The organism is Brevibacterium ihuae, from assembly GCF_900184225.1.
GTDB classification, from domain to species: domain Bacteria; phylum Actinomycetota; class Actinomycetes; order Actinomycetales; family Brevibacteriaceae; genus Brevibacterium; species Brevibacterium ihuae.
On record NZ_FXWZ01000003.1, the window covers coordinates 676,828 to 699,235 of the forward strand.

A 22,408-nucleotide genomic window follows, 5' to 3' on the forward strand; every position below is an offset into this window, starting at 1 on the left:
ATGCGTGTCTCCACTCTAGCGAATCGACGCCCGCGAACGCGGTCAGTCCTCGGGCCAGCGCACCTCGATGATGTGGGCGGGCTCGTCGCGGGGGTCGAGGCGCACGTAGTTGTCCGCGCCCCAGGTCCAGGTCTGCCCGCTGACGAGGTCGTGGGCCTCGAACGCGGTTGCGGTGCGCGAGGCGGGCAGCCGGACCGGCGGGTGGTACTCGACCTTGCCCTCGGGGTGTTCGACGTCGTCGGGCGCGATGGTCGTGTGACCGGGGGGCGCCTCGCTGAACGGGGAGAACGGGCGCAGCGCGTCGAGGTCGAGGTGCACCGTGGTCTCCCGGACGGAGTGCGGGTCGACGTTGAGCACGACGACGAGGACGTCCTCGTCGGTGCGCTTGGAGAAGACGAGGACCGCGTCGTCGTCCGAGCGGTGGATCGTGATGTTGCGCAGCTCGCCGAGCGCCGGGTGGGCGCGACGGATCGCGTTGAGGCGGGTGACGTAGGGCGCGAGCGAGCGCCCCTCGGCCAGCGCGCCGGCGAAGTCGCGCTCCTTGTACTCGTACTTCTCGTTGTCGATGTACTCCTCGGCGCCGGGCCGGGCGACGTGCTCGTAGAGCTCGAACCCGGCGTACATGCCCCACAGCGGGGACGAGGTCGCGGCGAGGGTCGCGCGGATCCGGAAGGCCGCGGGTCCTCCGTACTGGAGGTACTCGGTGAGGATGTCCGGGGTGTTGACGAAGAAGTTCGGGCGGAGGAACGCACCGGTCTCGTCGCGCAGCTCGGTGAGGTACTCCTCGATCTCCTCCTTGGTGTTGCGCCAGGTGAAGTACGAGTACGACTGCTGGAAGCCGGCGGCGGCGAGCGCCTGCATCATCGCCGGCCGGGTGAAGGCCTCGGCGAGGAACACGATGTTCGGGTGCGCCGCGTTGACCTTCGCGATGAGCCACTCCCAGAACCGCAGCGGCTTGGTGTGCGGGTTGTCGACGCGGAAGATCGTCACCCCGCGGGCGATCCACAGCTCGACGATCCGCAGCACCTCGGCCCGCAGGCCCGCGTAGTCGTTGTCGAAGTTGAGCGGGTAGATGTCCTGGTACTTCTTGGGCGGGTTCTCCGCATAGGCAATGCTGCCGTCGAGCTGGGTGGTGAAGTACTCGGGGTGCTCGGTCGCCCACGGGTGGTCCGGGGCTGCCTGGAGCGCGAGGTCGAGCGCGACCTCGAGCCCGAGGGAGTGCGCGCGGTCGACGAAGTGGGCGAAGTCGGAGACGGTCCCGAGGTCGGGGTGGATCGCGTCGTGGCCGCCGGCCTTCGAACCGACCGCCCACGGCGATCCCGGGTCGGCGGGTCCGGCGGTGAGCGTGTTGTTCGGGCCCTTGCGGTTGACCTCGCCGATCGGGTGGATGGGCGGCAGGTAGATGACGTCGAAGCCCATGTCCGCGACGCGCGGGAGGCTGTCGGCCGCCGTGCGGAGGGTGCCCGAGGTCCACGTGTGCGTCTCGGGATCGAAGCGGGCGCCCTCGGAGCGGGGGAAGAACTCGTACCAGGCGGCATTGCCGGCCAGCGGGCGGGACACGCGCAGCGGCAGCGGCCGGGAGCGGGACACGAGCGACCGGATGGGACGGCGCGTCATGAGCTCGATGAGCGCCGGGCTCAGCGCCCGATGCAGCCGGGACAGCGGTTCGCCGTGGGAGGACTCGAGGTGCCCGAGCGCCTCCTTGAGGATGTCGCGGTCGCGGGCCACCCGGCCGGGCGCCTGCCGGTAGTCGTCGAGGAGCTCGACGCCCTCGGCGAGCATGAGCTCGATGTCGGTCCCGGCGGCGATCTTGACCTCGGCCCGGTGGCGCCAGGTCGCGAAGTCGTCGCCCCAGCCCTCGATGACGATGTGGTGGAGGCCGGTCGCGCGGGGCGAGACGAACCCCGAGTACCGATCGACCTCCTCGAGGGTGTTGAAGAGGAGGGACCGGTGGACCTCGCGGCCGGCCTCGTCGACGAGCACGGCGTTGACGCCGATGATGTCGTGGCCCTCGCGGAACACCGTCGCGGACACGGGCACCATCTCGCCGACGATCGCCTTCGCCGGGAACGCGCCGCCCTCGACGAGCGGCTGCGGGTCGGTGATCGGGATGCGGGAGTAGTGGGTGCTCACGGTGTCGAGGCTAGGGCTGCTCATGGTCATCACCCTAGCGGGGCGGTGAACGCGGCGTGAATGCCCGTCCTCAGGTGTGCCGGGTGGGCACGACGAGGACCGGGCACACCGCGCGGGTGAGGACGGCCCGGCTCACCGAGCCCAGCAGCAGCCCGGTGAATCCGCCGCGGCCGCGGCTGCCGACGACGACGATCGAAGCGGTGCGGGTGGCTTCGCCGATGACCTCCGCCGGGATGCCGTCGTAGAAGCGCCACTCGACGTCGAGACCGGGGTGGGACTCGGCGAGCGCGGCGGTGATCTCCTTGAGCCTGCCGATCGCGGCCCCGTGCACCCGCGGCGCGTCGAGGAGCGGGCGCTGGATCCGGTTGGACACCCAGGACTCCGATTCGACCCCGAGCGCGAGCGCGCTGATGAGGACGAGGGGCCGTCCGACGGCGACCGCCCAGTCCGCGGCGAGCGGGGCGATGCGACCGCTCGAGTTGCCGGGGTCGACGGCGAGGACGACGGCTCCGCCGACGTCGAGGGCGGGCGCCCCCTCCCCGGGGTCCGCGGGCGACTCGGCACCCTCGGAATCCTCGGTCGGGGACTCCTCGGCCTCCGGGTCGTCGGCGCGGACGGGGATCTCCGTGGTGCGCGAGACGATCCGCAGCTCCGCGGTCACCGGCTCCCGGTCTGCGGCGCCCTCGACCGGCGGCGCGTTGACCACGGTGCCCGGATCGCCCTCCCACGCCTCGGGAACGACGAGGACGGGGCAGCGCGAGTGGGACACGAACGAGTTCGACACGCTCCCCATGAAGCGGCCGCCGAACGGGGTGCGTCCGCGCTTGCCCACGACGCCGATCTCCGCGTCCGCGCTCGCGCGCATGAGCGCGCCGGCGGCATCCCCCTCGCAGATCTCGAGGCGGGCCGGGATCCCGGCCTCCTCCGCGCGGGCGAGCAGCGGGGCGGCCGCCTGGCGGATGCGCTCCTCGACCTCGCCGAGGTACGTGGCGCGCTCGTCGGCGACGGCCGGATCGTAGGGGTCGAGATAGGCGAAGGGGTAGGTGAACGCTCCGACGAGCAGGATCTCGAGATGACGGATCCCGGCGATTATGAGTGCGGAGTCGAAGGCGCGGGTCGCGTTGCGCGAGCCGTCCACGCCGACGAGGATCGTGCGCCGGGTGCGGCGCTGGGCAGGTGGTGCTCCTGTTTCCGTGCAGTCCGGTGCCATGGCTCTCCTCCTCGGCAGGCGTCGACGGCGACGCCCTGCGTCCAATCTACGCGGCGGCACCGGGCCGGTGTCACCCCCGTCCATCGTGGGACCCTCGGTTTCTCAGCACCCGGACCGACCGGCGCCCGGCCCTCGGACCCTCCGCTGTCGGTCCGAATGGCGGACGCCCTCTGTCCGTCCACTGGAACTCGCGGCGGAGGCGGCGCACAATGGGGAGGTGCTTATCGACGACACGACGACCAGGGGACTCATCACCGCGACCGAGGTGGAGGCCGCCGCCGCGCGGATCGCCGACTCGGTGATCACCACCCCGCTCCACATCTCGGAGCGCCTGTCGGAGAGCACCGGGGCGACCGTCTACCTCAAGCGCGAGGATCTCCAGGCGGTGCGCTCGTACAAGATCCGCGGCGCCTTCAACTTCATGCTCCAGCTCACCGCGGCCGAGCGCGCCCGCGGGGTCGTGTGCGCCTCGGCCGGCAACCACGCGCAGGGATTCGCCCGCGCGTGCAACGAGCTCGACATCACCGGCACGATCTTCGTCCCCAAGACCACCCCGCGGCAGAAGATCGACCGGATCCGGCACTTCGGCGGTGAGGACGTCGAGGTCGTCATCGACGGCTCGACCTACGACGAGGCCTCGGACCTCGCGAAGGCGTGGTCCGCCCGCACCGGCGCACTCATCGTGTCCGCCTTCGACGACCCCCGCACGATCGCCGGCCAGGGCACGATCGCCGCGGAGATCCACGCCCAGCTGCCCGTCGACCCCGACGTCATCGTCGTGCCCGTGGGCGGCGGCGGGGTGCTCGCCGGCATCTCCGCCTACGCCGCCGAGCACATGCCGGGCACCACGGTGATCGGTGCGGAGCCGGAGGGCGCGGCCTCGATGATCGCCGCCCTCGCCTCGGGCCGCCCGGTCACGCTCGGGGACATCGACTCCTTCGCCGACGGCGCGGCGGTCCGCCGGGCCGGCGATCTCACGTTCGAGATCATCCAGCACCACGGCGTCCCGATCGAGGCGGTGCCCGAGGGCCGGACCGCCTCGGAGATGCTCGACCTCTACCAGGTCGACGGCATCATCGCGGAGCCCGCCGGCGCGCTCGCCTCGGCCGCGATCGGCCCGGAGGGCTCGGACGCCCCGATCACCGTGGCCCCCGGCGCCACCGTCGTGTGCCTGGTGAGCGGCGGGAACAACGACATCTCCCGGTACTCCGAGGTGCTCGAGCGCTCCCTCGTCCACGAGGGCCTCAAGCACTACTTCATCGTCAACTTCCCGCAGGAGCCGGGAGCGCTGCGCCGCTTCCTCGACGAGGTGCTCGGCCCCGACGACGACATCGCGCTCTTCGAGTACGTCAAGCGCTCCGACCGGGAGACCGGCCCGGCGTTCGTCGGCATCACCCTCGGCGGTCCGCGCGACCTCGCCGGCCTGCTCGAGCGGATGGACGCCTCCCCGCTGCAGATCGAGAAGGTCAACCAGGACTCCCCGCTGTTCCGCATGTTCGTCTGACCCCCGAACAGCAATTTCCGAAGGTTCCTGAGAGCTTTTCCGCAGTTTTTCGCAATCTCAACCGCCGCACTCGCCCCAGGTGCCCGGCCTCTCGCTAGGGTGGAACCATGCGTGCGATCACCATCCCGAATCCCGGCGGTCCCGAGGCCCTCGTCCTCGACGAGGCGCCCGCCCCCGAATGCCCGCCCGGCTCCGTGCTCGTCCGGGTGCACACCGCCGGCGTCAACCGCGCCGATGTGCTCCAGCGGCAGGGCCACTACGATCCGCCGGAGGGCGCGACCCGCATCCCCGGGCTCGAGGTATCCGGCACCATCGTCGAGCTCGGCGCCGAGGTCTCCGGCTGGGAGGTCGGCCAGGAGGTCGCCGCGCTCCTCACCGGAGGAGGCTACGCCGAGGTCGTCGACGTCCCGGCCGGCCAGCTCCTTCCGGTCCCGGAGAACCTCTCCCTCCAGGAGGCCGCCGCCCTGCCCGAGGTGCTCAGCACCGTCCACTCCAATGTCTTCGCCGCCGCCGGCCTGCTGCCGGGCGAGTGGCTGCTCGCCCACGGCGGCGGCTCCGGCATCGGCACCGCAGCGATCCAGCTCGCGAAGGCGTTCGGCGCCAAGGTCGCCGTCACCGTCGGCTCCCAGCGCAAGGCGGACTTCTGCACCGAGCTCGGCGCGGACGCGGTGATCAACTACCGCGAGGAGGACTTCGTCGAGCGGATCCGGGAGATCACCGCTGCGGACGCAGAGGCCGCGGGCACCCGCCCGGGCGCGAACGTCATCCTCGACCTCATCGGCGCGAAGTACCTCGAGCGCAACGTCAAGGCCCTCGCCGATGACGGCCGGCTGATGATCATCGGCCTCCAGGGCGGGGTCAAGGCCGAGCTCAACCTCAACGCCCTCATGCGCGCCCGGAAGTCCGTCATGGGCACCACGCTGCGCGCCCGCGCCCGCGCCGAACGCGAACGGGACCGAGGACGAGGACTCCGAGGTGGCGATCTCCGAACCCGGCAAGGTCATGCGGATCGGCACGATGGCCAAGCAGCTCCTCGAGGAGGTCCGCGGGATGGAGCTCGACGAGGCCGGACGCGTCCGCCTCGCCGAGATCTACCGCCGCACGGTCGACGAGCTCGCCGAAGGCATGTCCTCCGAGCTCGTCGACGAGCTCAAGCGCCTCAACCTGCCCTTCGACGGCGAGAGCGCGCCGAGCGCCGGTGAGCTCCGGATCGCCCAGGCCCAGCTCGTGGGCTGGCTCGAGGGCCTGTTCCACGGCATCCAGACCGCGATCATGGCGCAGCAGGCGATCGCCCAGCAGAAGGGCGCCCGGCCCCAGGGCCAGCTGCCGCCCGGCATGGTCGTCGTCCAGGACGGCGCGAACGACGCTGCGGGCACCCCGAAGGACGACGGTCATTCGGGAACCGGCAACTACCTCTGAGCACCGGAGGCACTGAGGTCATGGGGGTGTGGGGACGGCTCGTCGAGTCGCTGCGCCCGGCGCCGGCCCGGGGCGGGGACGCGTCGAACGCGAAGTCGACTGCGCCGCACAACGCCACGGGCGAACGGGGCATCCGGCGCTCCGCCCGCGGGGGCACCCGTGCCGAGGACCGGCGGTTCGGCACCGGCCTGTGGCGGCAGCACCACGACCGATTCCTCCGCGCCGTCGACCGCTTCTACACCACGGCGGTCGACCTCCGCGCCGAGGCCGAACGGACCTCCCCGACTCCCGCGGCCACGAGCCCGGACGCCGCATCGGGTGCTTCCGCGGCACCGGCCGACTCCCCTCGTGCCACCGCTCCCGCTGACGCCGCCGAGGTCGTCGCCCGGCAGACGCTCGTCCTCAACGATCTCGCGGATCGCTTCGACCGGCTCACCGAGACCTGCCACGCCCGGTACCCGCTCGACGACCTCGTCGTCCCCGCGGAGGTCCGCACGGAGGTCGGCATGCTGCCCACCCTGATGTCGAAGGCGGCGGCGAAGACCGCCGAGGCCTGTCAGGCCGCGGCGATGGCCCGGGTCGCGGTGCGCACCGGCACCGACCCCGGCCAGGCCGCCCGCGCCGCCGAGCGCTACGTCGGGGACTCCTCCGCCCTCGTCGCCCGGTGCGAGGAGGCGCTCCGGGATGACTGACGACTCCTGCGGAAGGCCGCAGCCGGAGGCGCGAACCGCAGTGCCGACCGGGATCCGACTCGTCGCGAGCGATGTCGACGGCACCCTGCTCCACGACTGGCAACCGATCCCCGCGCCCACGGTGGAGGCGATCCGCAGCTGCCTGGCCGCCGGGGTCCACTTCGTCCCGGTCACCGGCAGGCCCATCCGCTGGCTCGCGCCGATCCGCGCGAGCGTGCCCGAGCTCGGCCCGGTGATCTGCGCCAACGGCTCGATCGTCTACGACCTCGCCGGCGGGCGGGTGGTCTCCGCGCACACCGTCGACGCCGCGACCCTCGCGGAGTTCGTCGCCCGCGTGCGACGGCACATGCCCGAGGCGGTGCTCGGTTTCGAGACCCTCGACGGCCTGCTCCTCGAACCGGACTTCCTCACCCGCTTCCCCGCCGATGCCACGTGGATCGATCCGACCGACAGCCCGCACGTCCCCGGGGTCGTCAAGGTCCTGCTCCGCACGGGGTCGCGGGATTCCGACGCGATGCTCGCCGCGGTCCGCGCGGTCATCGGCGACACCCTCCACGCGACCCATTCGAATCCGCGCAACGGCCTCGTCGAGCTGGCCGCCCCCGGTGTCACCAAGGCCGGGACGCTCGCCGCCTGGTGCTCCGCGGTGGGGATCGGACCGCACGAGGTCGCGGCGTTCGGCGACATGCCCAACGACATCGAGATGCTCGCGTGGGCGGGCTCCGGCTACGCCATGGCGAACGGCCACCCGGATGCGATCGCCGCCGCCGGTGGGATCGTGCCGGCGGTGCTCGACGGCGGCATCACCGCGGTGCTCCAGGCGATCGCCGCACAGGCCTGAGTCCGCGCGAGCCGCCGGGCACCATGTGCCCGAACCGGGGCGCATCGCACGCGACCGAACCGGCCAGTGCCGCAGACGGTCGACACAGCGCCGGACGCACAGCCCGGGCGCGGGCGCTCAGACGTCGAAGTACTCCTCGAGCGCCAGCGCGAGCCCGTCGTCGACGATCGACGCGGTGACGACGTCCGCGACCTCCTTGAGCGCGTTGCCCGCCTGCCCCATGGCGATCGCATGACCGACCCACTCGAGCATCTCCATGTCGTTGGAGCCGTCGCCGGCGCCCACGGTGTGCTCCCGGTCGACGCCGAGCTGTTCGGCGACGATCTTGAGCCCGCTCGCCTTCGACACGCCCTCCGGCGCGATGTCGAGCCAGTTGCTCCAGCCCACGGCGTAGGTCACGCCGTGGAGACCGATCTTCTCCACCGCCTCGGCGAACTCCTCGTCCGTGCCCTCGAGCTCGCGCATGACGATGCGGGTCGCGGTCTTCTGCGTGAGCTCCTCGAAGGACACCGTGCGCAGGTTGGTGATCGAGGCGAGCTCGCCCTCCGGGAAGTCGCCGGACGCCCAGCGGACGAGCTCGGTGTCCTCCACCATGTAGAGCGCGGCCGGCAGGACCTCCGCCATGCGGCGCAGCGCCGGTTCGGGATCGAAGCTCTCGACGTGGAAGATCTCCCACCCCTCGTCGAGGTCCTGGCTCAACCGCGTGATGACCGAGCCGTTGGAGCTCACGACGAACCCCTCGACGAGCCCGAGGCGGTTGGCGACCTCGTGCGAGCCGCTCACCGCGCGTCCGGTCGAGATCACGATGTGGTGCCCGGCGGCGGCGACCTTGGTGATCGTATCGCGCACTCGATCGGTCATCATGTCGTCGTAGTCGACGACGGTGCCGTCGACGTCGAGTGCCACGATGTGGGGTTTCATTCTTCCTCCGGTTCTCGGGCGCGAACGGGTGCGGCCCGTGGGGAACGAGCGCGGCTCAGGCGCGGACCGGACCGTCGGGTCCGTAGGCCGTCATCCCGCCGAGGTACGGCTGGAGCGCGGCGGGGATCCGCACGGTGCCGTCCGCCTGCTGGTGGTTCTCCAGCAGCGGGACGAGCCAGCGGGTGTTGGCCATCGTGCCGTTGAGCGTGGCGACCGGCCGGGTGCCGTCGGCCCCGCGCTCGCGGATCTTGAGGCGACGCGCCTGGAAGGTCGTGCAGTTCGACGTCGAGGTGAGCTCCCGGTAGGTGTCCTGGGTGGGCACCCAGGCCTCGCAGTCGTACTTGCGGGCCGCGGAGTCGCCGAGGTCGCCGGCGGCGATGTCGATGACCCGATAGGGCAGTTCGCACCGGGCGAGCATGTCCTCCTGGAGTGCGAGCATCCGCTGGTGCTCGTCCTCCGCCTGCTCGACGGGGACGTAGGAGAACATCTCCACCTTCTGGAACTGGTGGACGCGGATGATGCCGCGGGTGTCCCTGCCGTAGGAGCCGGCCTCGCGGCGGTAGCACGAGGACCAGCCGCCGAACCGGATCGGGCCGTCGGTCAGGTCGATGATCTCGTCCTTGTAGTACCCGGCGAGCGCGACCTCGGAGGTGCCGACGAGGAAGAGGTCGTCGGCCTCGAGGCGGTAGACCTCGTCGGCGTGCTCCCCGAGGAACCCGGTCCCGGCCATGATCTCCGGCTTGACGAGGGTGGGGGTGATGACGGGGATGAAGCCGGCGGCCTCCGCGGTGTCCATCGCCATGGTCAGCAGCGCGAGCTCGAGGCGCGCGCCGAACCCGGTGAGGTAGTGGAAGCGGGCGCCTGATACCTTGGCCCCGCGCTGGGTGTCGATCGCCCGGAGGCTCTCGCCGAGCGCCAGATGGTCCTGCGGCTCGAAGCCCTCCGCGGAGAAGTCGCGGGGAGTCCCCTCGCGCCGGAGCTCGACGGAGTCCTCCTCACCCCCGGGCGGGACGCCGTCGATGATGAGATTGGGCAGCTTGGCGACGAGCGCTTCGAACGCGAAGTCGGCCTCGTCGGATTCGGCCTGGAGCGCCTTGACGGAGTCGGAGAGCGTCTTCGCCTGCGCGACGAGCGCGGCTTTCGCCTCCGTGTCCTTCTCCTGGGCGACCTTCTTGCCGAACGCCTTCTGTTCGGCGCGGGCCTCCTCGAACGCGGTGAGGGCACTGCGCCGGGCGGAGTCTGCGGCGAGGATCTCGTCGACGAGGGATTCGTCCCCGCCGCGGGCCCGCTGGGAGGCCTTGAACGCCTCGGGATGGTCTCTGAGCTGCTGGATGTCGATCACGATTCCAGCCTACATTCCGGCGCGGACACGGGATGACCCGCGCCGGGCGCGCCGGTGGCGCGGCGGTGGCCGGGCCATGAAGTCAGCGGGCGGCGGAGCGGGCCGCCCGCCTGACCGTGACATCAAGGCCCCCTGCATCCGGACCGACCTGCATCCGGCACGCAGGCCCAGCGGCTAGATTGGCCATATGGACACCGGAACCGATCTGCTCATCGGCATCATCATCGCCGTCGTCATGCTGCTCGTCGGTCTGGGGGTCGGCCTCGCGGTCGGCCGCCGCTCCTCGGCCTCCCGCGGCGGGGACAGCAAGGGGCGCGACCGCAGGGTCGACCTCGCCGGCGGTGCCCAGGACCTCACGCCGATGACGAGCGCGGACGAGGATTCCGGTCAGGAGACCGTCGTCCCGCCCAAGCCGCGCGTCGCGATCATCGTCAATCCCTCGAAGCCCGATGCCGCCGGCCTCGAAGCAACCGCCGGGGCCGTGTGCCGGCAGGAGGGCTGGGACGCCCCGATCATGCTCGAGACCGAGGTCGAGGACCCCGGCTGCACGATGGCCCGACAGGCGCTCGAGCAGCAGGTCGACCTCGTCGTCGCCGCCGGCGGCGACGGCACCGTGCGCGCCGTGGCCGAAGTGCTCGCCGGGACCGGCGTCCCCATGGGCGTCGTGCCGATGGGCACCGGCAACCTGCTGGCCCGGAACCTCGACATCGTGCTCGGCCGGCCCGAGTGGGCGCTGCGGATCGCGCTGTGGGGCGAGGATACCGCCGTCGACGTCGCGCACGCGCAGATCGAGCCCGGCGGCAAGGACCACGCGTTTATGGTCATGGCCGGCCTGGGCTTCGACGCCGCGGTCATGGCCGACACCGATTCCGAGCTCAAGTCGAAGGTCGGCTGGCTCGCCTACCTCGAGGCCGGCAGCCGCAAGCTCGCGGGCACGCGGACGAAGGTCCGGGTGACGGTCGACGGCGGAGAGCCGTTCACCGAGAAGATCCGCTCGATCGTCGCCGGCAACTGCGGGAAGCTCCAGGGCGGCATCATGCTCCTGCCCGAGGCGGAGCTCGACGACGGCATCCTCGACGTCATCGTCATCGCCCCCCGGAACGTCGCGGAATGGATCGGGGTGGCGGCGTCGATCATCGGACGCCACAAGCGCAAGGGCATCCACACCGAGATCCACCGCTGCAGGGAGATCGTCATCGAGTCCGAGGAGGAGATCGAGGTGCAGCTCGACGGGGATGCGGTGGGATCGTCGAAGTACCTTGCGATGCAGATCGAGCACCGTGCGCTGACGATGCGCACCGCGACCCGGGAGCAGACCCGCACCATCCGCGCGGAGGGCTGGCCGATCCCGATCCGCTGAGGCCGGCACGACCTCCGACCCGGGACGCACCGAGACGGGCGCATTCTTCAGGGCGCACCGGTCGGCACGCGACGCTCCCGACGCCGGTCTCCGCCGTCACGCCCGGCAATTCACTTGGCGTTCATGTTCAGTTGTGCACGTATTGACTCAGGCCGAGCGCTGAAGGCTTGAATGGGAACCTGATCGCCATAGTTGTCGGACAATGCAGTCGCCCCTTCCCATCGAGAGGTCCTCATGAGGAAGTCACTCGTCATCGCCCCCGCCGTCGCCGCAGCGCTCACCGGGCTCGGCGCACCCCTCGCCTTCGCCCAGACCCCGGCACCCTCCGAGGCGCCCGCCTCCACCGAGGAGAACGCCTCGGAGGCCGAGGCGCCGGCACCCGAGGAGAGCAGCTCGAAGGAGGAGGAGAAGGAGGAAGCGCCCGAATCGGAGTCGCCCGCGAAGGCGCCGGCCGAGGACGCCTCGGAGTCGAGCAGCAAGGAGAAGGCCGCCCCGGCCGAGGAGCCCCGTGAGGCCGACGCGCTCTCCACCGGGGCGATCAACGGACCGGCCACCATCACCGCCGACGAGGTCGCAGCCGGGTTCCCGATCTCCGTGACGAACGAATCGACGACCTCGAACATGCGGATCTCGTTCGAGAACACCTTCGGTAACTCGCCCGGCTACCGGTACGTCGACATGGGACAGTCCGCGAGCTTCACCATCACCGACCTCAAACACCTCGCCGACAAGTTCCGCGCCGAGGGCGGCACGATCACGGTCCGCGGCACCTGGCTCGCCGACGACGGCGACCCGTCCATCACCCACACGATCACCGTGCTTCCTGATGCGGCTGCCACGCCGACCGATTCGCCCTCGCCCACCCCCACCGAAACACGACGATGACGATCGCCGCTCGATCTCGATCGCGCCGGAGCGCATCAGCCCGGAGGACTTCGTCAAGGATCAGGCCGTCACCATCGCCGTGACCGGATGCGAACCCGGCGCCGATGCGACGGTCCGGGTCACCCCGGACGGATTCGACGACGTGACGGGCCACACCGAGACGCGGACCGTCGGCGACGACGGCACCGTGAGGTTCGGCGTGCGCGGTGAGGACTCGTCGAACCCGGACGGCTACGAGGGCACGTACAACGTGGTCGTCGAATGTGCGGGCGGCGATGCCCTGCGCGGTCAGTTCACCGTCGGCGACCCCGCTCCGCCGAGCGACGACGATGACGACGACGATTCGCGCCCCGGCGAGGACGACTCGCGTCCGGGCGACGACCGTGACGATCGCGATGACCGCGGAGACGACTCCGACGAGGCGCCGGCTCGGGCGCTCGCGATCACCCCGGAGCGGATCAGCCCGGCCGACTTCGTCAAGGAGGAGGCGGTGTCGATCACCGCTTCCGGCTGCACCCCGGGAACCGACGCGGTGCTCACCGTGACCCCGGCGGGCTCCTCGGGAGTCACCGGTCACACCGACACCCAGACGGTCGGCGAGGACGGCACGGTGACGTTCGGCGTCCGCGGCATCAATGCCGACGCGCCGCACGTCTACGCCGGCACCTACGAGGTGCGCGTGGCCTGCGAGGGCGGCGAGGACCTCACCGGCGAGTTCGTCGTCGGCGATCCCGGCCACGGCGGATCCGACGACTCCGGCCACGACGACGGACGCACCCTGCCGCGCACCGGCGGCGAGCTCAGCGGTCTCGGAGTCGGCGCTGCCCTGCTCGTCATCGGTGGGGCGACCCTGCTGGTCACCCGCCGGCGCGGCACCGGAGCATCCCCGACCGACGTCTGATCCACCCGCTCACGCTGCGGCCCCCGACCACCCGGTCGGGGGCCGCAGTGCGTTCATGAGCCCACGCTGCGGAGGCCCCGCGCCGGCCGGTGGAGAGGGGCGCACCAGAATTCGAGCTCTCAGGTTGTGATCACAATGACCACAAGTTCACGCCCTCGGATCGGACGGCTAGGTTGAGACCAATCGTTCACCAATACCTGTGAAAGGCACACCATGAAGAAGAGCCTCGTCCTCGCCCCGGCCGTCGCCATCGCGCTCACCGGGTTCGGCGCCACCGCGGCGTCCGCAGCCACGACCCCGTCGGAGACCACGACCGAGCCGGCTCCGACCCCGTCGGAGACCACGGATGCACCCGAGACCGCGTCGCCGACGTCGACCGACGAGGTTGCAGCCGAGGCCGTCATGGTCGTCGATTCCGAGGTCGTCGAGGCCGAGGTGGCCGCCGACGAGAATGGCGGTGCCACCATCTCGCTCACCGGCCTCGAGCCCGGCAGCTCCGTCACCAACACTCTCACCGACGAGGTCGTTACCGCCGACGCCGATAGCAACGCCGCGTTCTCCGTGTACTACACCGGCCCGGCATCCGACCTCACCCCCGGTCAGGTCGTCGATTTCACCGTGGACGTCACCAATGCCGCGGGCGAGGCACAGACCCTCGAAGGCTCCTTCACCATCGCCGATGACGAGGACGATGACGATCAGCCGACGGCGACTCCGACCGACGAGGAGACCGCCTCGCCGTCGCCGTCGCCCACCGCGACCGATGACGACGACGCCGATGACGACTGGACCTGGAACGGTGCCGAGCTCAAGGAAGGACTCAACCTCGAGTCCGATCGGGTCACCCCGGAGAAGTTCGTCGACGAGGGCGTCGCCTTCGCCGTCCGCGGCTGCGAGCCCGGCCAGGACGTGACCTTCGAGGTCCGCGCCGGCCGCGACGACGTCCGCCCCTACACCGAGACCGTCGCCGCCGACGAGAACGGCATCGCCGTCCACGGCGTCAAGGGCCTCGACGCCGACCAGGCCGAGGCCTACATCGGCGAGTACACCGTGACCGCAACCTGCGGCGAGAACACCTGGACCGACGCGTTCACCGTGGGCTATGGCGACGATGACGCCAACCCCGGTGACGACGACTCGAACGATGACAACGGCTCCGACGACAACGCCGGCGGCAACGAGCTGCCGCGCACCGGTACCGAGCTCACCGGCCTCGCCGCCGGCGCCGGACTCCTGGTCCTCGGTGCCGCCACCGTGCTGCTCACCCGCCGCCGCGGCGCGAAGACCGGCCCGGCCGACATCTGAGCCGACCCGCGCTGAGCACCACGCGCACCCGGAAGGGCCCGCGAACCTCACGGTTCCCGGGCCCTTCCGCATCCCCCGCCCGGATGCGCTTGCCAGGAAGTTCACAAGCTGGCACCTTGATCTTCTCAGCCGGACCTGATTGGCTGAAACAGCAAGGGTCCTTGCACTGGATCCACCTCACCGATTCCCCAAGGAAGGTCTGATCGATGACCGAGAACTACAGCTCCGCGGATTCGGGCGGCGCAGTCACCCCCGACGCCAACGCCCCGTACCCGGGCACCGACGTGCCGCAGCAGCCCGTGCATTCCGCATCCCAGGGCGCCGCTCTCAGCGGGGACCAGCCCGCATCGTACGGCCGTCACGGAGTCGTGAGCGACACCTCGACCGACAGCGCGAGCACCTCCGATGTCGCGAAGGACGAGGGACGCCGCCTCCAGGGCGAGGCCAGCGCCTCGGCCCAGCAGGTGAGCTCGACCGCCAAGCAGGAGGCCGGCAAGGTCGCCGACGAGGCGAAGCACCAGGCATCGAACCTGTGGCAGCAGTTCCAGCGCGACGCCGGCGACCAGGCCTCGCATCAGCAGGGCCGCGCGGCGAAGTCCGTGCGCGAGGTGTCCGACGATCTCGCCGGCATCCGCCGCGGCGAGGAGCCCAAGGGCGCCGTCACCCGCGATCTCCTGAGCATGGCCGACGAGCGCGTTTCCGCGATCGCCGACCGCCTCGAGAACTCGAACCCGCAGGATCTCATCCAGGACGTGCGCCGGTTCGCCGCGCGCCGCCCGTTCACCTTCCTCGCGATCGCCGCCGGCGTCGGACTCGTCGCGGGCCGCGTCACCCGCGGTCTCACCGACTCGGGCGACGACTCCGATTCGCAGGGCTACTCCGGCACCGGCACCGCCGACTACGGCTACCCGGTCCAGGGCGGCTACCCGACCACCGGCTACGCGGGCCAGGAGCACTCGGCCCAGGCCTACCAGGGTCAGGGATACCCCACCGGAGGCCAGTACTCGGCCGGCCAGTACAGCGACACCCACTACGGACAGCAGCAGTACGGCCAGCAGCAGGCCTACGGCACCGGGTACGACCGGTCCGCCGGAGGCTACGCCGCCGGTGAGTACGGCGCGGGCCAGGGCTACGAGGCCGGCCAGCAGTACCCGGGCACCGGGGAGTACAACCGATGAGCTACGACCCCAACCAGGGAGCGCAGCCGGGGCAGCACCCCGGTCAGCACCCGGGCGGCGGATATCCGGGGCAGTACGCCCCGCAGACCGGCCAGCCGGGGTACCCCGGCCAGCCCGGCGTCGCCCCGCCCGGACCCAATCCGCAGAACACCTATGTGGCGCAGGAGCCGCCGCAGCCCGGTGAGCAGTACCCCGCCAACGCCGCCGGCCACGGCTGGGACCGCGGGTACGACCGCGCCGCCTACGCCGAGGCCCAGGCCGAGGTGCGGGCGGAGAACCAGTCGATCGGCGAGATGTTCTCCTCGCTGAGCCGCAACACCACGCAGCTCATCCAGCAGGAGATCGCCCTCGCGAAGGCGGAGGCCACGCAGTCGGCCAAGCGCGCCGGCGTCGGAGCCGGCATGCTCGCCGGAGCCGCGATCGCCGCGCTGTTCTTTCTCCTGTTCCTGTCCAACGCGCTGTGGATGGCGCTCGGCCACCTCATCGGACTCGGCTGGTCGGCGCTCGTCGTCGGCGTCATCTGGGCGATCATCGCCACCGTGCTCGGCCTCCTCGGCAAGAGCAAGCTCCAGCAGGTCAAGGGCATCCCGAAGACCGTGGACACCGCCAAGGACATCCCGCCCACCATGAATCCCGCAAAGGAAACGCCATGACGTACCCCAATGATCACGGCTACCAGGCCGACCCCAACCGTCCCGTCGCGCACCAGGGCAACGCCGGCTTCGGCACCGCCGACTACCCGACCGACAACGCGAACAAGACCCCGGAGCAGATCCGCGCGGAGATCGAGCAGACCCGTCGCAACCTCGGCTACGACGTCGACGCGATGGCGGAGAAGGTGTCCCCCGGCAAGGCCGTGGCGCGCCAGAAGAACAAGCTCACCGACACCCTCGGTCGCTGGAAGGACTCGATCATGGGTTCGGCCGACGACGCCGGCACCCAGCTGAGCTATCAGCGTCAGCAGCTCGCCGACAGCGCCCACGGCGCCGCCGACGGTGCGCGCGACGCGGCCTACCAGGCCCGCGACGCCGCTGCCCAGGTGCCCGGCCGCATCAAGCAGGGCACCCGCGGCAACCCGCTCGCCGCCGGAGTCATCGCGCTCGGCGCCGGCTGGCTCATCGGCTCGCTCATCCCGGCCTCGCGCCAGGAGCAGCAGCTCGCCGTGCAGGCCAAGGACGCCGCGCAGCCGCTCATGCAGGAGGCCCAGCAGGTCGCCAAGGACATGGGGCAGAACATGCAGGAGCCCGCGAAGCAGGCGGCCGAGAGCGTCAAGGCGCAGGCGCAGTCGGGCACCGAGACGGTGAAGTCGGACGCACAGTCCGAGGCCGACCACCTCAAGTCCGAGGCGCAGTCCTCGGGAGAGTCGGTCAAGCAGACCCGCGAGCAGTGATCGCCTGAGCACGCAGCGCCCGCCCCGGTACGTCTGGGGCGGGCGCTCCGTCATTCACCGCGCGGGCCCTCCGCGCACGGCCCGGAGAACTAGAGTGAGAGACATGGACATCGACACGAACGCCCTCGAACGCGACCTCGGCTTCCGCCTCCTCGGGGAGACCTTCTACCTCCAGGCGCTCGACCAGCTGTCGGTCAACGGCCTCGACCAGCCGTCCGTCGTGCCGGACTGGACCCGCAAGCACGTCGCCCTCCACGTCACGTACAACGCCGAGGGGTTCCTCCGCCTCCTCGAATGGGCGCGGACCGGCGAGGAGAACCCGATGTACCCGTCCCGCGCCTGGCGCGACGAGCAGATCGCCGAGGGCGTCGCCCACACCTCGGGCGCGGATGCGATCACGCTCGCCCACGAGGTCGCCGACGACCTCACCGAGGAGTTCGACGGCATGCCCGACGAGGCCTGGGCCGCCGAGGTCGTGTCCGGGCGCGGCGACCCGATCCGGGCCGCGGACATCCCGTGGCTGCGCGCCCGCGAGGTGTGGATGCACAGCCTCGACCTCGGTATCGGGATGACGGCGCGGGACTTCCCGGCCGAGGTCGTCGACCGGCTGCTCGACGACGTCGATGCGGTCTGGGCCGGATGGGACGAGCCCGTCCACTACCGGATCCACCTCACCGACCGGCCGGATGGCCCGGACCGGGTGATCCGCCACGGTGCGGAGGGCTCCGCCCCGGAGGCCCCGGTCGAGGTCACGGGCGAAGCGGCCGAGGTGCTGTCCTATCTCACCGGTCGCGGATGGCCCGCCTCGGTGTCCGACGACTCCGACAAGGGCGGCCGCGGCGATTCCACCCCCGAGGACCTGCCTGCACCGCCCCCGTGGCTCTGAGCCCGGGCGTGCAGGTCCGATTCAGGCCCGCCGGCGGCGATAGAGCATGAGCTCGCCTGCGCGCGGCGCATCGGTCCGCGCGGACCGGCCCGGGGCGAGCGCCCCCGCGATCCGGAGGTCCGGGCGGGTGCCGTGCACGATCGACACGACATCCCCGGCGGCACCGGCGGCGAACACCCTGCCGCCCCCGCCGGCGAGTGCGGCGTCGAGGCGTTCGGCGAGTGACCGAGCGTGCGCGCCGAGCGATTCGACCTCGCGCTGCAGCTCGAGGATCCGCTTGATCCCGGCGAGGTTGATCCCCTCGTCCTGGGACAGGCGCTGGATGAGCTGGAGGCGGTCGATGTCCGCCGCGGAGTAGCGCCGACCCCGGCCCGAGGCGCGCTCGGGCACGACGAGCCCCAGCCGGTCGTACTGCCGCAGAGTCTGCGGGTGCATCCCGGCGAGCTCGGCGGCCACCGAGATCACGTAGACCGCTGCGGTGCGTCCGATCGCCATGGTGCGCCACCTCCTCCGTTCATCGGGTCATCGTCCGCCGGGGCTCTTCTGCCTCGCGGATCGGTTCAGCTCGACTTCGCCTGCGAGTACAGGCCTGCGCGCGGGTCCTCGTCCGCGGTCGCCTTCTTGAATGCCTCGACGGCCTCCTTCGCCTCGGCGCTGAGCGTCCGGGGCACGGCGACCTCGATGGTGACGAGCAGGTCGCCGGTGCGCGACTTGCCCTCGATGCCCTTGCCGCGGATCCGCAGCACCCGGCCCGACGGGGTGCCGGCCGGGACCTTCATCCGCACCGGCATGCCCGAGAGCGTGGGGACCTCGACCTCGGCGCCGAGCGCCGCCTCGTCGAAGGTCACCGGCAGCTCCATCCGGAGGTTGTCGCCGTCGCGGCTGAAGACCGGGTGGGCGTCTACGTTGACGGTGAGGACGACGTCGCCGTGCTCTCCGCCGTTCGGGCTCGGCTTGCCCTTGCCCTTGACGCGGATCTTCTGGCCGTCCTTGACCCCTACGGGAGTGCGGACGCTCAGCGGCTTGCCCGACGGCATCCGGAGCTTGACCGTGGCGCCCTTGGCGGCCTCGGTGAAGGACAGCCGGGTCGTCGCCTTGATGTCCCCGCCCTTCTGGGGGCCGGTCGAGAACCCGCCGCCGTAGGGCGACTGACCGCCGAATCCGCCGAACAGGTCGCCGAGGTCCGGGGGCACGTCGCCGTAGGGCGATTGGCCGCCGTCCCGCGTGGTGTACCGGGGGTACTGGCGGCCATTGCCGCCGGTGTTGAACAGACCGGAGAAGATGTCCTCGAACCCGCCGGCCTGACCCCCGCCGCCGGAGCCCGCGGAGAAGCGGGCGCCGCGGCCCATCGCGCGGACCTGGTCGTACTGCTCGCGGGTCTCCTTGTCGGAGAGCACCTGGTTGGCCTGGCTGATCTCCTTGAACCGCGCCTCGGCCGCGGCGTCGCCCGGGTTGGTGTCCGGGTGGTACTTGCGGGCCAGCTTGCGGTAGGCCTTCTTGATCTCCGCGTCCGTGGCGTCCTTGGAGACGCCGAGGGTCGCGTAGTAGTCCTTGTCGAACCATTCGTTCTGAGGTCCCGTGTTCACCTGGCACCTCCTTCCTGTGAGCTCACGCTCGCGTCGATCCGGTCATGGTGGTCTGGCATGGGTGTCGTTCTCTTCCTCACGTGCCGAGCGGCAGGCGGCGGAGCCTCCTGCCGCCGGGCCCGTGCCCGAGGTGCGCCGCTGGTCCGCGCGCCCCGCTCCGCTCGGGGCGGGGGCTGCGGTCGGCGGGCACCTCGGGAGCGGATCATTCGGCAGGTGCCTGGACGCCCACCCGGGCGGCCCGGATCACGCGATCGCCGATCCGGTAGCCCGGCTGCATGACGAGGAACACCGTGGCGGTGTCGACCTCGTCGGAGGGCTGCTGCATGAGCGCCTCGTGGATGTTCGGGTCGAACTCCTCGCCCGGCTCGCCGAACTGGACGACGCCGATCTTCTCGAGCGACGCGACGAGCTTCGTCGCATGCGTCTCGAACGGACCGGACACGTCACCGTTCTCCTGAGCCAGCTTGAGCTCGTCGAGCACCGGGAACAGCGCTTCGACGACGGCCTGCACGCCGGTCTCCCGGGCGCGGTCCTGCTCGCGCTTGGCACGCATCCTAAAGGCGGCGTACTCGGCGTTGATCCGCTGCAGGTCCTCGAGCCGCTCGGCTGCGAGGCGCGCATCGGCGGACTGCTCGTCCTCGACCGCTCCCTCCACCGGGGCCTCGGTGTCGTCGATCCCGGAGATGTCGTCGGGGACGTCGACTCCGGGCTCCGCCGCGGCACCGGTGCCCGCCTGCGCAACGGCCTGCGGGTCGGTCTCCGGGGCGGGGGCCCCGCCGGTGGCCACGTCGGGCTCGGCGGGTGCCTCGGACTCGGGAGCGGGACCGCCGGAGGGGTTCCGGACCTCGCCGGTCTCCGGGTCGATGCGGCGCTTGTCGCTGAACGAGAAGCCCTGCTCGGCTGCGCCGTTCTCGGGATTCTCGGCAGTCATTACTTCTTCTCCTCGTCCTCGTCCACGACCTCGGCGTCGACGACCTCGTCATCGGAGTCCGAGGACCCGGCCGCGGCGTCGCCCTCGCCGGCGGCACCGGCGTCCTGCGCGTTCTGCGCGTAGAGCGCCTCGCCGATCTTGGTCTGGCTCTGCGAGAGCTTCTCCACGGCGGACTTCACGGCGTCGTCGTCATCGCCCTTGAGCGCTTCCTTGACGGCCTCGACGTCCGCGCTGACCTCGGTCTTGACGTCCTCGGGCAGCTTGTCGTCGTTGTCCGCGATGAGCTTCTCGGTCGAGTAGGCGAGGTTCTCCGCGAGGTTCCGGTTGTCGGCGGCCTCACGGCGCTTCTTGTCCTCGTCGGCGTGCTCCTCGGCCTCGCGCACCATGCGATCGATGTCCTCCTGCGGGATCGCGGATCCGCCGGAGATCGTCATCGACTGCTCCTGGCCGGTGCCCTTGTCCTTCGCGGACACGTGCACGATGCCGTTGGCGTCGATGTCGAAGGACACCTCGATCTGGGGCATGCCGCGCGGGGCGGGTGCGATGCCGGTGAGCTCGAAGGTCCCGAGCGCCTTGTTGTCGCGGGTGAACTGGCGCTCGCCCTGGAAGACCTGGATCGACACGCTGGGCTGGTTGTCCTCAGCGGTGGTGAAGGTCTCCGACTTCTTGGTCGGGATCGGGGTGTTGCGCTCGATGAGCTTGGTCATCACACCGCCCTTGGTCTCGAGGCCGAGGGACAGCGGGGTGACGTCGATGAGCAGCACGTCCTTGCGCTCACCCTTGAGGACGCCGGCCTGGACGGCGGCGCCGATCGCGACGACCTCGTCCGGGTTGACGCCCTTGTTGGGCTCCTTGCCGCCGGTGAGCTCCTTGACGACCTCGGACACCGCGGGCATGCGGGTCGAGCCGCCCACGAGCACCACGTGGTCGATGTCGGCGAGCTTGATGCCGGCGTCGGCGATGACGGCCTCGAAGGGCTTCTTCGTCCGCTCGAGGAGGTCCTTGGTGAGGTCCTCGAACTTCGCGCGGGTGAGGGTCTCGTCGAGGTGGATCGGGCCGTTCTCGCTCATCGAGAGGTACTGCAGCGAGATGTTCGTGCTCGTCGCGCTCGACAGCTCCTTCTTCGCCTGCTCCGCGGCCTCCTTGAGGCGCTGCATCGCAGTGGTGTCCTTGGACAGGTCCACGCCGTAGCCGTTCTTGACCTCGGACACGAGCCAGTCGACGATCCGCTGGTCCCAGTCGTCGCCGCCGAGCTTGTTGTCGCCCGAGGTGGCGCGCACCTGGATGGTGGAGAAGTCGTCGTCGTCCTTGCCGACCTCGAGGAGCGAGACGTCGAAGGTGCCGCCGCCGAGGTCGAAGACGAGGATGAGCTCATCCTCCTTGCCGCGCTCGAGGCCGTAGGCCAGAGCGGCGGCGGTGGGCTCGTTGATGATGCGCAGGACGTTGAGCCCGGCGATCTGTCCGGCATCCTTGGTGGCCTGACGCTGCGCGTCGTTGTAGTAGGCCGGGACGGTGATGACGGCGTCGGTGACGTCCTCCTGCAGGTACTCCTCGGCGTCGTGCTTGAGCTTCTGGAGGATGCGGGCGGAGATCTCCGGCGCGGTGAGGGTCTTGCCGCCGATCTCGGTGCTCCAGTCGGTGCCCATGTGGCGCTTGACGGAGGCGACGGTGTTCTTGACGTTGGTGACGGCCTGACGCTTGGCGATCTCGCCGACGAGCGAGTCGCCGTTCTTGTTGACCGCGACGACGGACGGCGTGGTGCGCCCGCCCTCGGCGTTCGCGATGACCTTGGGCTCTCCGCCCTCGAGGACGGCGACGACCGAGTTGGTGGTGCCGAGGTCGATGCCTACTGCACGTGCCATGGGGTAACTCCTTTTCGTGGATGGACGAGTCGGCGGTTCGATGTGCCCGGGCGGGCGGCTCC

At 71.0% G+C, this 22,408-nt stretch carries 20 protein-coding genes and 1 pseudogene; 13 read left to right on the forward strand and 8 right to left on the reverse strand.

The genetic code is table 11. The annotated features are described in order from the left end of the window. Positions 1-42: 42 nt before the first annotated feature. Together C1A17_RS08425 and C1A17_RS14070 are read right to left on the reverse strand one after the other, a co-directional pair. Positions 43-2,163, reverse strand: a complete 2,121-nt coding sequence (locus C1A17_RS08425; RefSeq protein WP_101653596.1) for an alpha-1,4-glucan--maltose-1-phosphate maltosyltransferase — start codon at positions 2,161-2,163, stop codon at positions 43-45. Between the two features lie 40 nt (positions 2,164-2,203). Next, complete coding sequence (locus C1A17_RS14070; RefSeq protein ID WP_180953251.1) at positions 2,204-3,343, reverse strand: universal stress protein; 1,140 nt, start codon at positions 3,341-3,343, stop codon at positions 2,204-2,206. Between the two features lie 217 nt (positions 3,344-3,560). On the opposite strand from C1A17_RS14070, the gene ilvA reads away from it, so the two are divergent. From ilvA to C1A17_RS08450, 5 genes and pseudogenes are all read left to right on the forward strand, one after another. Then, positions 3,561-4,847, forward strand: a complete 1,287-nt coding sequence (gene ilvA, locus C1A17_RS08435) for a threonine ammonia-lyase IlvA (RefSeq protein WP_245873597.1) — start codon at positions 3,561-3,563, stop codon at positions 4,845-4,847. A gap of 107 nt (positions 4,848-4,954) precedes the next feature. Next, positions 4,955-5,794 (forward strand): annotated as a pseudogene (locus tag C1A17_RS08440) (NAD(P)H-quinone oxidoreductase); the annotation flags it as partial. 55 nt (positions 5,795-5,849) lie between these two features. Beyond that, the gene (locus C1A17_RS14175; protein WP_245873599.1) at positions 5,850-6,266 is read left to right on the forward strand and encodes a proteasome activator; all 417 of its coding nucleotides are present in this window, start codon (positions 5,850-5,852) and stop codon (positions 6,264-6,266) included. A gap of 20 nt (positions 6,267-6,286) precedes the next feature. Further along, positions 6,287-6,958 (forward strand): hypothetical protein, encoded by a 672-nt coding sequence (locus C1A17_RS08445; protein ID WP_101652590.1) that lies wholly within the window; start codon positions 6,287-6,289, stop codon positions 6,956-6,958. Further along, positions 6,951-7,799: an HAD family hydrolase gene (locus tag C1A17_RS08450; protein ID WP_101652591.1), complete on the forward strand. Its 849-nt coding sequence runs from the start codon at positions 6,951-6,953 to the stop codon at positions 7,797-7,799. The genes C1A17_RS08445 and C1A17_RS08450 overlap by 8 nt, the downstream gene beginning before the upstream one ends. A 117-nt stretch (positions 7,800-7,916) precedes the next feature. Here C1A17_RS08450 and C1A17_RS08455 read toward each other — a convergent pair whose 3' ends face one another. Together C1A17_RS08455 and serS are read right to left on the reverse strand one after the other, a co-directional pair. Continuing rightward, a complete protein-coding gene (locus C1A17_RS08455; protein WP_101652592.1) occupies positions 7,917-8,720 on the reverse strand; it encodes an HAD family hydrolase in 804 nt (267 codons plus the stop codon). Positions 8,721-8,775: 55 nt separating this feature from the next. Beyond that, on the reverse strand, positions 8,776-10,062 hold the full coding sequence (gene serS / locus C1A17_RS08460; protein ID WP_101652593.1) for a serine--tRNA ligase: 1,287 nt from the start codon (positions 10,060-10,062) through the stop codon (positions 8,776-8,778). Between the two features lie 187 nt (positions 10,063-10,249). Between serS and C1A17_RS08465 the strand changes: the two genes are divergently transcribed. From C1A17_RS08465 to C1A17_RS08500, 8 genes are all read left to right on the forward strand, one after another. Then, the gene (locus tag C1A17_RS08465) at positions 10,250-11,422 is read left to right on the forward strand and encodes a diacylglycerol/lipid kinase family protein (protein ID WP_245873600.1); all 1,173 of its coding nucleotides are present in this window, start codon (positions 10,250-10,252) and stop codon (positions 11,420-11,422) included. A gap of 234 nt (positions 11,423-11,656) precedes the next feature. Next, on the forward strand, positions 11,657-12,307 hold the full coding sequence (locus C1A17_RS08470; RefSeq protein ID WP_101652594.1) for a hypothetical protein: 651 nt from the start codon (positions 11,657-11,659) through the stop codon (positions 12,305-12,307). A 142-nt stretch (positions 12,308-12,449) separates the two neighbouring features. After that, on the forward strand, positions 12,450-13,208 hold the full coding sequence (locus C1A17_RS08475; protein WP_146000611.1) for an LPXTG cell wall anchor domain-containing protein: 759 nt from the start codon (positions 12,450-12,452) through the stop codon (positions 13,206-13,208). A 213-nt stretch (positions 13,209-13,421) separates the two neighbouring features. Continuing rightward, entirely contained in the window at positions 13,422-14,513 is a 1,092-nt protein-coding gene (locus tag C1A17_RS08480) for an LPXTG cell wall anchor domain-containing protein (protein ID WP_101652596.1), read from the forward strand. 206 nt (positions 14,514-14,719) lie between these two features. After that, entirely contained in the window at positions 14,720-15,691 is a 972-nt protein-coding gene (locus tag C1A17_RS08485; protein WP_101652597.1) for an ATP synthase subunit B family protein, read from the forward strand. Then, positions 15,688-16,344 carry a phage holin family protein gene (locus tag C1A17_RS14755; RefSeq protein WP_342750306.1) on the forward strand — a complete coding sequence of 219 codons (657 nt, stop codon included), beginning with the start codon at positions 15,688-15,690 and terminating at the stop codon, positions 16,342-16,344. The genes C1A17_RS08485 and C1A17_RS14755 overlap by 4 nt, the downstream gene beginning before the upstream one ends. Then, positions 16,341-17,081, forward strand: coding sequence for a DUF3618 domain-containing protein (locus C1A17_RS08495; protein WP_101652598.1), 741 nt, complete (start codon positions 16,341-16,343; stop codon positions 17,079-17,081). Before C1A17_RS14755 ends, C1A17_RS08495 begins: the two co-directional genes overlap by 4 nt. A gap of 103 nt (positions 17,082-17,184) precedes the next feature. Beyond that, positions 17,185-17,967 carry a maleylpyruvate isomerase N-terminal domain-containing protein gene (locus C1A17_RS08500; RefSeq protein WP_101652599.1) on the forward strand — a complete coding sequence of 261 codons (783 nt, stop codon included), beginning with the start codon at positions 17,185-17,187 and terminating at the stop codon, positions 17,965-17,967. A 21-nt stretch (positions 17,968-17,988) separates the two neighbouring features. Here C1A17_RS08500 and C1A17_RS08505 read toward each other — a convergent pair whose 3' ends face one another. From C1A17_RS08505 to dnaK, 4 genes are all read right to left on the reverse strand, one after another. Next, complete coding sequence (locus C1A17_RS08505) at positions 17,989-18,462, reverse strand: heat shock protein transcriptional repressor HspR (RefSeq protein ID WP_101652600.1); 474 nt, start codon at positions 18,460-18,462, stop codon at positions 17,989-17,991. A gap of 65 nt (positions 18,463-18,527) precedes the next feature. After that, positions 18,528-19,553, reverse strand: coding sequence for a DnaJ C-terminal domain-containing protein (locus C1A17_RS08510; protein ID WP_101652601.1), 1,026 nt, complete (start codon positions 19,551-19,553; stop codon positions 18,528-18,530). A 202-nt stretch (positions 19,554-19,755) separates the two neighbouring features. Further along, positions 19,756-20,484 carry a nucleotide exchange factor GrpE gene (locus tag C1A17_RS08515; RefSeq protein ID WP_101652602.1) on the reverse strand — a complete coding sequence of 243 codons (729 nt, stop codon included), beginning with the start codon at positions 20,482-20,484 and terminating at the stop codon, positions 19,756-19,758. Then, the gene (gene dnaK / locus C1A17_RS08520; RefSeq protein ID WP_101652603.1) at positions 20,484-22,346 is read right to left on the reverse strand and encodes a molecular chaperone DnaK; all 1,863 of its coding nucleotides are present in this window, start codon (positions 22,344-22,346) and stop codon (positions 20,484-20,486) included. The genes C1A17_RS08515 and dnaK overlap by 1 nt, the downstream gene beginning before the upstream one ends. Between the last annotated feature and the right edge of the window lie 62 nt (positions 22,347-22,408).

What these genes read in the sequence shown, in the direction of transcription:
- C1A17_RS08425 (WP_101653596.1), bottom strand. Translation starts at nt 2,163, where the DNA reads ATGACCATGAGCAGCCCTAGCCTCGACACCGTGAGCACCCACTACTCC.
- C1A17_RS14070 (WP_180953251.1), bottom strand. Translation starts at nt 3,343, where the DNA reads ATGGCACCGGACTGCACGGAAACAGGAGCACCACCTGCCCAGCGCCGC.
- C1A17_RS14175 (WP_245873599.1), top strand. Translation starts at nt 5,850, where the DNA reads ATGCGGATCGGCACGATGGCCAAGCAGCTCCTCGAGGAGGTCCGCGGG.
- C1A17_RS08445 (WP_101652590.1), top strand. Translation starts at nt 6,287, where the DNA reads ATGGGGGTGTGGGGACGGCTCGTCGAGTCGCTGCGCCCGGCGCCGGCC.
- C1A17_RS08450 (WP_101652591.1), top strand. Translation starts at nt 6,951, where the DNA reads ATGACTGACGACTCCTGCGGAAGGCCGCAGCCGGAGGCGCGAACCGCA.
- C1A17_RS08455 (WP_101652592.1), bottom strand. Translation starts at nt 8,720, where the DNA reads ATGAAACCCCACATCGTGGCACTCGACGTCGACGGCACCGTCGTCGAC.
- C1A17_RS08465 (WP_245873600.1), top strand. Translation starts at nt 10,250, where the DNA reads ATGGACACCGGAACCGATCTGCTCATCGGCATCATCATCGCCGTCGTC.
- C1A17_RS08470 (WP_101652594.1), top strand. Translation starts at nt 11,657, where the DNA reads ATGAGGAAGTCACTCGTCATCGCCCCCGCCGTCGCCGCAGCGCTCACC.
- C1A17_RS08480 (WP_101652596.1), top strand. Translation starts at nt 13,422, where the DNA reads ATGAAGAAGAGCCTCGTCCTCGCCCCGGCCGTCGCCATCGCGCTCACC.
- C1A17_RS08485 (WP_101652597.1), top strand. Translation starts at nt 14,720, where the DNA reads ATGACCGAGAACTACAGCTCCGCGGATTCGGGCGGCGCAGTCACCCCC.
- C1A17_RS14755 (WP_342750306.1), top strand. Translation starts at nt 15,688, where the DNA reads ATGAGCTACGACCCCAACCAGGGAGCGCAGCCGGGGCAGCACCCCGGT.
- C1A17_RS08495 (WP_101652598.1), top strand. Translation starts at nt 16,341, where the DNA reads ATGACGTACCCCAATGATCACGGCTACCAGGCCGACCCCAACCGTCCC.
- C1A17_RS08500 (WP_101652599.1), top strand. Translation starts at nt 17,185, where the DNA reads ATGGACATCGACACGAACGCCCTCGAACGCGACCTCGGCTTCCGCCTC.
- C1A17_RS08505 (WP_101652600.1), bottom strand. Translation starts at nt 18,462, where the DNA reads ATGGCGATCGGACGCACCGCAGCGGTCTACGTGATCTCGGTGGCCGCC.
- C1A17_RS08515 (WP_101652602.1), bottom strand. Translation starts at nt 20,484, where the DNA reads ATGACTGCCGAGAATCCCGAGAACGGCGCAGCCGAGCAGGGCTTCTCG.
- dnaK (WP_101652603.1), bottom strand. Translation starts at nt 22,346, where the DNA reads ATGGCACGTGCAGTAGGCATCGACCTCGGCACCACCAACTCGGTCGTC.